3 protein-coding genes are annotated in these 8,524 nt (G+C 50.1%); all 3 read left to right on the forward strand.

Features of this window, described 5'->3' with window-relative positions; genetic code table 11:
* Window positions 1-58: 58 nt before the first annotated feature.
* On the forward strand, window positions 59-1,150 hold the full coding sequence (locus QZ938_RS21120; RefSeq protein WP_293353076.1) for an HNH endonuclease: 1,092 nt from the start codon (window positions 59-61) through the stop codon (window positions 1,148-1,150).
* Between the two features lie 83 nt (window positions 1,151-1,233).
* A complete protein-coding gene (locus QZ938_RS21125) occupies window positions 1,234-3,108 on the forward strand; it encodes a DNA-directed RNA polymerase subunit gamma (protein ID WP_293153451.1) in 1,875 nt (624 codons plus the stop codon).
* Window positions 3,109-3,464: 356 nt separating this feature from the next.
* The gene (locus QZ938_RS21130; RefSeq protein WP_293353074.1) at window positions 3,465-7,595 is read left to right on the forward strand and encodes a DNA-directed RNA polymerase subunit beta''; all 4,131 of its coding nucleotides are present in this window, start codon (window positions 3,465-3,467) and stop codon (window positions 7,593-7,595) included.
* Window positions 7,596-8,524: the final 929 nt, after the last annotated feature.

Here is an 8,524-nt window from a genome sequence, read left to right on the forward strand (position 1 = left end):
AACAGTGTTCGTACCACTGTTGAGGCGAATCAACGCTCTAACAAGGAGAGACGCTGACATGATTATTGTAACAGTTATCCCCGGAATTGAAGGAGAATTCGATCGGGAGACAGGCTGTATTAACTGGCAAGGCAGTAAGTTGAAAAACGGTTACGGGCGCAAGTGGCTCGATGGCAAAACGGTATTAGTCCACCGCTTAGTCCTCGAATCGAAAATAGCAGGATTCCTCGATTCCGGTTATTTTGCTTGCCACACCTGCGACAATCGAAGCTGCATCAACCCGGAACATCTCGTAGCGGGGTCTGCTGCTGAGAATACCGGGCAGATGATGGGGCGCGATCGCAAAACTCCCAGACGCAAAAGTATTCCGGGAAGTGGTAAATTGTCAATCCAACAACTGCGCGAAATTCAGACTAAATATTTATCTGGAACAGCCAAGAACCACCTAGTAAAAGAGTATGGGGTACAATATGAAACTATTGCTAAGATACTTCAGGCAAATATCCCCGATAACTTCACCACAGTTTCCCCACGCTTTGTAGGAGAAATTCAAGACAATGGCTGCATAATTTTCCAAGGTGCAAAAGACGGTGCGGGCTATGGCAAGTATTTTACAAAAGATGGAAAACAGGCAACAGTTACTCGTGCTGTTTTAGCAGAGAAATTAGGATATGAACTTCCAACTTATATGGATGCTTGTCATACTTGCGATACTCCCAGTTGTATTAATCCAGAACACCTCTGGGCTGGTACTCGCACTCAGAATTTATTAGATGCTTCCAAAAAAGGACGCACCCAAGGAAAAAGTCATCCCCTTTCCAATGCCAAATTAGACTGGGAAAAAGTGCGAGAAATCCGGCAAAAACTAGCAGCAGGAGAAAGAATGAAGGATATAGCTGAAGCATACAGCGTACATCCGATAACTATACACAATATTAAGTATCACCTGACTTGGAAGGAAGAAGGCGAAGAGGTTCCGATTCCTCGTATGGGTGGATATCTCGATCGCAAGCTGACTTTTGCTCAAGCAGAGGATGTGCGAGAACGAATTAAAGCTGGAGAATCCATTGCTAAAATTTCTCTGGAATTTGCAGTATCGACAAGTGTCATTTATGACATTAAAAATAATGTCACATATAAAGGAGTCTGACATTGATTTAATTGCCCAAAAATCAATCAAAACAGATAAATTACAGCAAATAATTTCAAGTAAATCATCGATTGGAGTCAAGAATGGCTAAGATAGAACAACGATTTGATTACGTAAAGATTGGGTTAGCTTCACCAGAAAGAATTCGACAATGGGGAGAGAGAACTTTGCCCAATGGTCAGATGGTTGGCGAAATAATCAAGCCAGAAACGATCAACTACAGAACATTAAAGCCTGAAATGGACGGATTGTTTTGCGAGCGCATTTTTGGGCCTGCAAAAGATTGGGAATGTCATTGTGGCAAGTACAAAAGAGTTCGTCATAGAGGCATTGTTTGCGAGAGATGCGGTGTTGAAGTTACTGAATCTCGCGTCCGCCGCCACCGCATGGGATTTATCAAATTAGCAGCTCCAGTAGCTCACGTTTGGTATCTCAAGGGCATCCCCAGTTACATGGCAATTCTGTTAGATATGCCGCTGCGAGATGTCGAACAAATTGTCTATTTCAATGCCTATGTTGTGCTGAATGCTGGTAATGCGGAAAAGCTCCAATATAAGCAATTGCTTACCGAAGATGCTTGGCTGGAAATAGAAGATGAACTTTACAGCGAAGATTCCACGCTGACAGGCGTAGAAGTAGGCATTGGTGCGGAAGCTTTGCAAGTTTTGCTGCAAAATATTCCGCTAGAGAGCGAAGCGGAAAAGCTGCGGGAAGATATTGCTAATGCTAAAGGTCAAAAACGCGCGAAGTTAATTAAACGTTTGCGCGTAATTGACAACTTTATCGCTACGGGTTCTCATCCCGATTGGATGGTACTCAATGTGATTCCGGTGATTCCCCCAGACTTGCGGCCGATGGTACAGCTAGACGGTGGACGTTTTGCAACGAGTGACCTGAATGACCTTTATCGGAGAGTTATTAACCGCAACAATCGCTTAGCCAGATTGCAAGAAATTTTGGCGCCGGAAATTATCATTCGCAACGAAAAGCGGATGTTACAAGAAGCTGTGGATGCGCTGATTGATAACGGCCGCCGGGGCCGAACTGTCGTGGGCGCAAACAACCGTCCGCTGAAGTCGCTTTCGGACATTATTGAAGGGAAACAAGGTCGTTTCCGGCAAAACTTGCTGGGTAAACGGGTTGACTATTCTGGACGTTCGGTAATTGTGGTGGGGCCGAAACTGAAGATTCATCAGTGCGGTTTGCCGAGGGAAATGGCGATCGAGCTTTTCCAGCCCTTTGTCATCCACCGCCTGATCCGCCAAGGATTGGTCAACAACATCAAAGCAGCCAAAAAATTGATTCAACGCAACGATCCTAGCGTTTGGGACGTGCTGCAAGAAGTGATTGAAGGACACCCCGTCATGCTGAACCGGGCCCCTACGCTGCACCGTTTGGGGATTCAAGCCTTTGAGCCGATTTTGGTGGACGGGAGGGCGATTCAGCTTCACCCGCTAGTCTGTCCGGCTTTTAACGCTGACTTTGATGGCGACCAAATGGCGGTACACGTGCCTTTGTCTCTGGAATCTCAGGCTGAAGCGCGCTTGCTGATGCTGGCTTCTAACAACATTATGTCGCCGGCAACTGGAAGACCGATCGTCACTCCTTCTCAAGATATGGTGCTCGGTTGCTATTACTTGACAGCCGACAATCCTAACGGTCAAAAAGGAGCAGGTCACTACTTCTCTAATCTTAATGATGCGGTTGTCGCTTACGAACAAGGCATCGTGGACTTGCACTCCTACGTGTGGGTGAGGTTTCAAGGCGCGATCGAAAACACAGAACCCGAAGGTGAACCGCTGAAGGTGGATCGATCGACTGACGGTACTGTGACGAAAGAATACAAGTTCCGTCGCGTTCGGGAAGATGCAGAGGGTAAGAGGATCAATCAGTTTATTCGGACTACTCCGGGCAGGATTATTTATCACCAAACGATCGAATCGGTAATTAACAATTAGAAAGATGTTCAACAGTTGACAGTTGACAATTGACAGTTGACAGTTGACCGTGGTAGAGCGACCTCTACCTATAAGTCAGAGGATTCAAACAGTGAATAATTTTGTTTTATTTCCCCCTCGAAGGAGGAGGCTTTAAACTCATTATTCTTGGTGATTGGTGATTGGCAAGTCCGAAAGACGAAAAAAATGAGGTGCGACTTAGTGCCGACGCACACGAGGCGCACCCTAAATATCGATATTAGGCTGCTGAAATTTTATTAATTACCAATGACTGATGACCAATGACAAATGACTCATGACTAATAACGTTCGCGAGCGCGGACAGAACTAATGACTAAATTACTAACAACAGAAAAATGACAGAAAAGAAGGAAATTGTTTTTCGCAATCGAGTTGTTGACAAAGGTCAGCTCAAAAAATTAATCTCTTGGTCATTCATGAACTATGGAACGGCCCGCACGGCGCAAATGGCCGACAAACTCAAAGACTTGGGTTTTCGGTTTGCGACCAGAGCGGGAGTTTCGATTAGCGTAGACGACCTCCAAGTACCGCCAATCAAACGACAACTGCTCGAAGCAGCCGAAGAAGAAATCCGGATTACCGAACAGAAATATACCAGAGGCGAAATCACCGAAGTCGAACGCTTCCAAAAAGTAATCGACACTTGGAACAGCACCTCGGAAGACCTCAAAGACGAAGTAGTCAAAAACTTCCGCGCCACCGACCCGTTGAACTCGGTGTACATGATGGCATTCTCCGGCGCCCGGGGGAACATCTCCCAAGTGCGGCAACTCGTCGGAATGCGTGGATTGATGGCAGACCCCCAAGGGGAAATCATCGACTTGCCAATTAAAACCAACTTCCGGGAAGGACTCACCGTTACCGAGTACATCATTTCATCCTATGGAGCCCGCAAAGGCTTAGTAGATACTGCCCTCCGCACCGCCGACTCGGGCTACCTGACTCGTCGGTTAGTGGATGTATCCCAAGATGTCATCGTGCGGGAAGTAGACTGCGGCACCCAACGGGGAATTCGCGTGCGGCCGATGACTGACGGTGCTACTGTGCTGATTCCCCTGAAAGATCGGCTGCTGGGGCGGGTGTTGGCCCGAGATGTGGTCGATCCCAAAACCAAACAAATCGTGACTTTTGAGAAGGAAAGAGCTGTCCGCAACCAGCCGATTACTGAGGAGCTGGCAGGGGAAATTGGTAAGTCGGGAGTGCCGGAAGTTTATTTACGATCGCCCCTAACTTGCGAAGCCACCCGTTCGGTTTGCCAGTGCTGCTACGGTTGGAGTCTCGCCCACTTGCAAATGGTGGATATGGGAGAAGCGATCGGGATTATTGCCGCTCAGTCGATCGGGGAACCGGGAACCCAACTCACGATGCGTACCTTCCACACGGGCGGTGTATTTACTGGAGAAGTTGCAAAACAAGAACGGGCACCTTTTCCCGGTACCGCCAAGTTCAAGAACTTACGCACCCGCGCCTTCCGTACCAGACACGGTGAAGAAGCCCTCGTCGCCGAAAACAACGGCAAACTTGTATTCGAGGGCGACGGCTACGAAGAAGGCAAATCCGGCGCCAAAAATCAGAAACTGAAAGTAGAATTCGCGATCGTCCAAGGTTCGACTCTGATGGTCAAAGACGGACAGCGCGCCATCCCCGGTCAAGTTTTGGCAGAAGTGCCGATCGTCGGACGCGCCGCCCGCAAAACCACTGAAAAAGTCACCACGGACGTAGCCTCCGACTTGGCCGGCGAAGCGAAGTTTGCCGACTTGGTACCGGAAGAAAAAACCGACCGTCAAGGCAATACCACTCGCACCGCCAGCAGGGGCGGGCTGATTTGGATTCTTTCGGGCGAAGTCTACAACTTGCTCCCGGGTGCCGAACCTGCGGTCAAAAATGGCGATCGCATCGCAGCCAACAGCGTCATCGCCGAAACCAAACTGATCTCGGAGCACGGCGGCGTAGTCCGCATCGCTGACGAGCGAGAAATCGAAATCATCACGGCTCAAGTGCTGTTAGACCAAGCGATCGTCCGGGCAGAAAGTGCGGGCGGCCGCGACCACTACATCATCGAAACCGCTTCCAACCAACGGTTTTCGCTGAAAACAGCACCAGGAAGCAAAGTCATCAACGGCGAAGTGGTGGCAGAATTGCTCGACGACAGCTACCGCACGGCCACCGGAGGCATCGTCAAATACGCCGGCGTCGAAGTCCACAAGCGCGGCAAAGCCAAACTCGGCTACGAAGTTGTCAAGGGCGGCACCCTGCTGTGGATTCCCGAAGAATGCCACGAAGTCAACAAAGACATCTCCCTGCTGTTGGTAGAAGACGGCCAGTACGTCGAAGCCGGTACCGAAGTCGTCAAAGATATTTTCTGCCAAACCAGCGGTGCGGTAGAAGTTACCCAGAAAAACGACATCCTCCGGGAAATTGTGATCAAGCCCGGGACGCTGCACTCGGTCGATCGCCCGCCGCTCACTTTGGGCGAAGGTCAAATAGTCAGTGCGGGTCAAGAAATCTTCCCCGGCTTGGTTGCCGAAGAACTCGGCTATGCGGAATACATCGAAACCCCCGAAGGCCCGGCATTGCTGCTGCGCCCCGTCGTCGAGTTCCCCGTACCCGACAAACCACCCATACCTTCTCAAACAGCGCTCAACGAGTCGATCGCCCTCAAAGCAGTCCAGCGCCTCCCCTACAAAGACGGAGAGCGCGTCAAATCAGTCGAAGGACTCGAACTGCTGCGGACTCAGCTCATCTTAGAAATCGGTTCCGGGGCGCCGCAACTGGCTGCGGATATCGAACTTTTGCCCGATGAGGGGGACGCCTTGGCTTTTGGTGCCGATGGTTCCGGCCCGGCTTGGGGTGGCGACGAAGCGGCGGTGGCGTCGCAAGAAATGGTTCTGGTTGAAGGCGAAGAAGTCGCAGCGCCTTCTCGGATTTTCCGCTTGCAGTTGGTAATTTTGGAATCGCTGGTAATTCGGCGGGACGTATCGGCCGATCCGACCCAAGGCAGCACCCACACCAGGCTGCTGGTAGAGGACGGACAGTCGATCGCCCCCAGCGCAGTAGTCGCCCGCACCGAGATTCTCTGCAAAGAAGCGGGGATCGTCCGGGGCATCCGCGAAGGGCAGGGCGAACCCATCCGCCGGTTGTTAGTCATGCGGGATGCCGATTCTGTGACAGTTTCAGTAGCGGGTACGCCGGAAGTTAGCCCCGGTCAATTACTCGTAGCCGGTACCGAAGTAGCGCCGGGAGTCATTCTGGAAGAGTCCGGCCAAGTCGTGAAAGTTATACCGGCCTCCGATAGCGGAGAACAAGCCAAAATAGTTTTGCGAGTAGCCCGTCCTTACCGGGTTTCCGGGGGTGCGGTGCTCCACGTAGACGACGGCGACTTGGTGCAACGGGGAGACAACTTAGTCATCCTGGTGTTCGAGCGAGCCAAAACTGGGGACATCATTCAAGGTTTACCCCGGATTGAGGAATTGCTCGAAGGCCGGAAACCGAAGGAAGCTTGCATTTTAGCCAAGCGCCCAGGGACGGCTCAGGTAGTTAACGACGACGATATGATCGAACTGGCAGTAGTAGAAGATGACGGCCGGATCGAGCAATATCCTTTATTACCCGGCCAAAACCCGATCGTCACTGACGGACAGCGCGTTGGCGTCGCCGAAGCCTTAACCGACGGGCCCGCCAACCCCCACGAAATTCTGGAAGTATTTTTCCAGGTACTCAAAGAGCGCCAGCCTACCTTCGAGGCTGCTTTGGAGAGTTTCCAGCAGGTGCAGACTTTCCTCGTCAACGAAGTGCAATCGGTTTACCAGTCTCAAGGCGTGGATATTTCCGACAAACACATCGAAGTCATCGTCCGCCAGATGACCAACAAAGTGCGGATGGAGGATGGCGGCGACACCACCATGCTCCCGGGCGAGTTAGTCGAACTGCGCCAAGTCGAACAGGTGAACGAAGCGATGTCGATTACCGGCGGAGCGCCAGCAGATTACACTCCCGTACTGTTGGGGATTACCAAAGCTTCGCTCAATACCGACAGCTTTATTTCCGCTGCTTCCTTCCAAGAAACCACAAGGGTGCTTACCGAAGCTGCGATCGAAGGCAAGTCTGACTGGCTGCGCGGCCTCAAGGAAAACGTGATTATCGGCCGCCTGATTCCTGCCGGCACTGGGTTCAACGCCTATGAGGATGCCAGCGTTCAGGATGCCGGTTTTGACGGTGCCGTGTTTGACGACGACATCCAGGATTTGCAGGAGGATGTTGTGGACGATCGCACTGCCCGTCGCAAGTATACGATCGAAAGTCCTTTTGATGTTGGTCGCGCCTCTGACATTGAATCCGATGAGGATTTTGAGGAAGTTGAGGTTGATGAGGACGATTTTGTCCCTGATACTGATGATGATTCCTTAGGTGCGATCGCCGATGATGATGATGATATCGGTTACGACTTTGACGAGGACGAAGACTAAAACGAGTGTTTTGAGATAGATTGCCGCGCAGCCAGCGATCCTGAACTGCGCGGCATTTTTTGAGAAATCCTCCCAACCAACAGGCGCAAGGGTTGGTTGCAATACGGTTTACATAAGGCAGATCCCCCCTAACCCCCCTTCCCAAGCAGGGTGGATTAATTGTCAGGATAGGAGATATAAAACTACCAAAAGTATCGCTCAAAGGTCGGCTCGCGCGATCGGCCAAGGTACGTAGTTGCGCGAAGAGCGCTCTTTATCGCTCTTTTGTCACTCCAGAAAAATAAAAATTGCAGCCAACTGATGAAACTTATACTCAATGGGCAATCTGGCGATCGCAAACTGATAGGAACCCATACCTCAAGCTCAAAAGGGGAAAGTCTCTCGGTGTAAAAGTTCCAGGTTTTTATATGACGAGAGTGACGAAAGAGCGTTATAAGATTAAGAAAGAGCGCAAAGATCGCAACTACATACCTAATTTGTCTGACGACAATAAAACCGCCCTGCCTAACCCCCCTTCCCAAGGGGAGTAGGGGGTGGGACAAGAAAGCTCTTAAGTCCCCCTACAACCAGGGGGATGCGAGGGGGATCTCCGGGGCATAAAAAGTGTTAAGTAAACCGTATTGGGGTTGGTTGAAAAATCTTAAATTTTTGCTTTCAAAACTTAAAATTAAAAATTCACAGCCGAAAGTGCGATCGGCACATCAAATCGCCCGAAAAAAGAACGCAGAAGATATTCAGCCGCAGGCATAAATCAGAATTCAATAAAACTTGAAAATTAAAAATTTTAATTTTTTGAATCAACCTAACGCTCTTTCATCACTTTAGCCATAGTATAATATTCCTGAAGCCGTCAAATAGTTAAAATGTATGGTAGTACCCCGCGAACCAGTCCCTACAGTCAGTTTTGTAGACGAATACTGTCAAGCCTA

Source organism: Microcoleus sp. CAWBG27 (assembly GCF_020883145.1).
Classification (GTDB): Bacteria; Cyanobacteriota; Cyanobacteriia; order Cyanobacteriales; family Microcoleaceae; genus Microcoleus.

Bases quoted from the DNA above. Each gene is read 5' to 3' on its own strand.
- QZ938_RS21120 (WP_293353076.1), top strand. From the start codon at position 59: ATGATTATTGTAACAGTTATCCCCGGAATTGAAGGAGAATTCGATCGG.
- QZ938_RS21125 (WP_293153451.1), top strand. From the start codon at position 1,234: ATGGCTAAGATAGAACAACGATTTGATTACGTAAAGATTGGGTTAGCT.
- QZ938_RS21130 (WP_293353074.1), top strand. From the start codon at position 3,465: ATGACAGAAAAGAAGGAAATTGTTTTTCGCAATCGAGTTGTTGACAAA.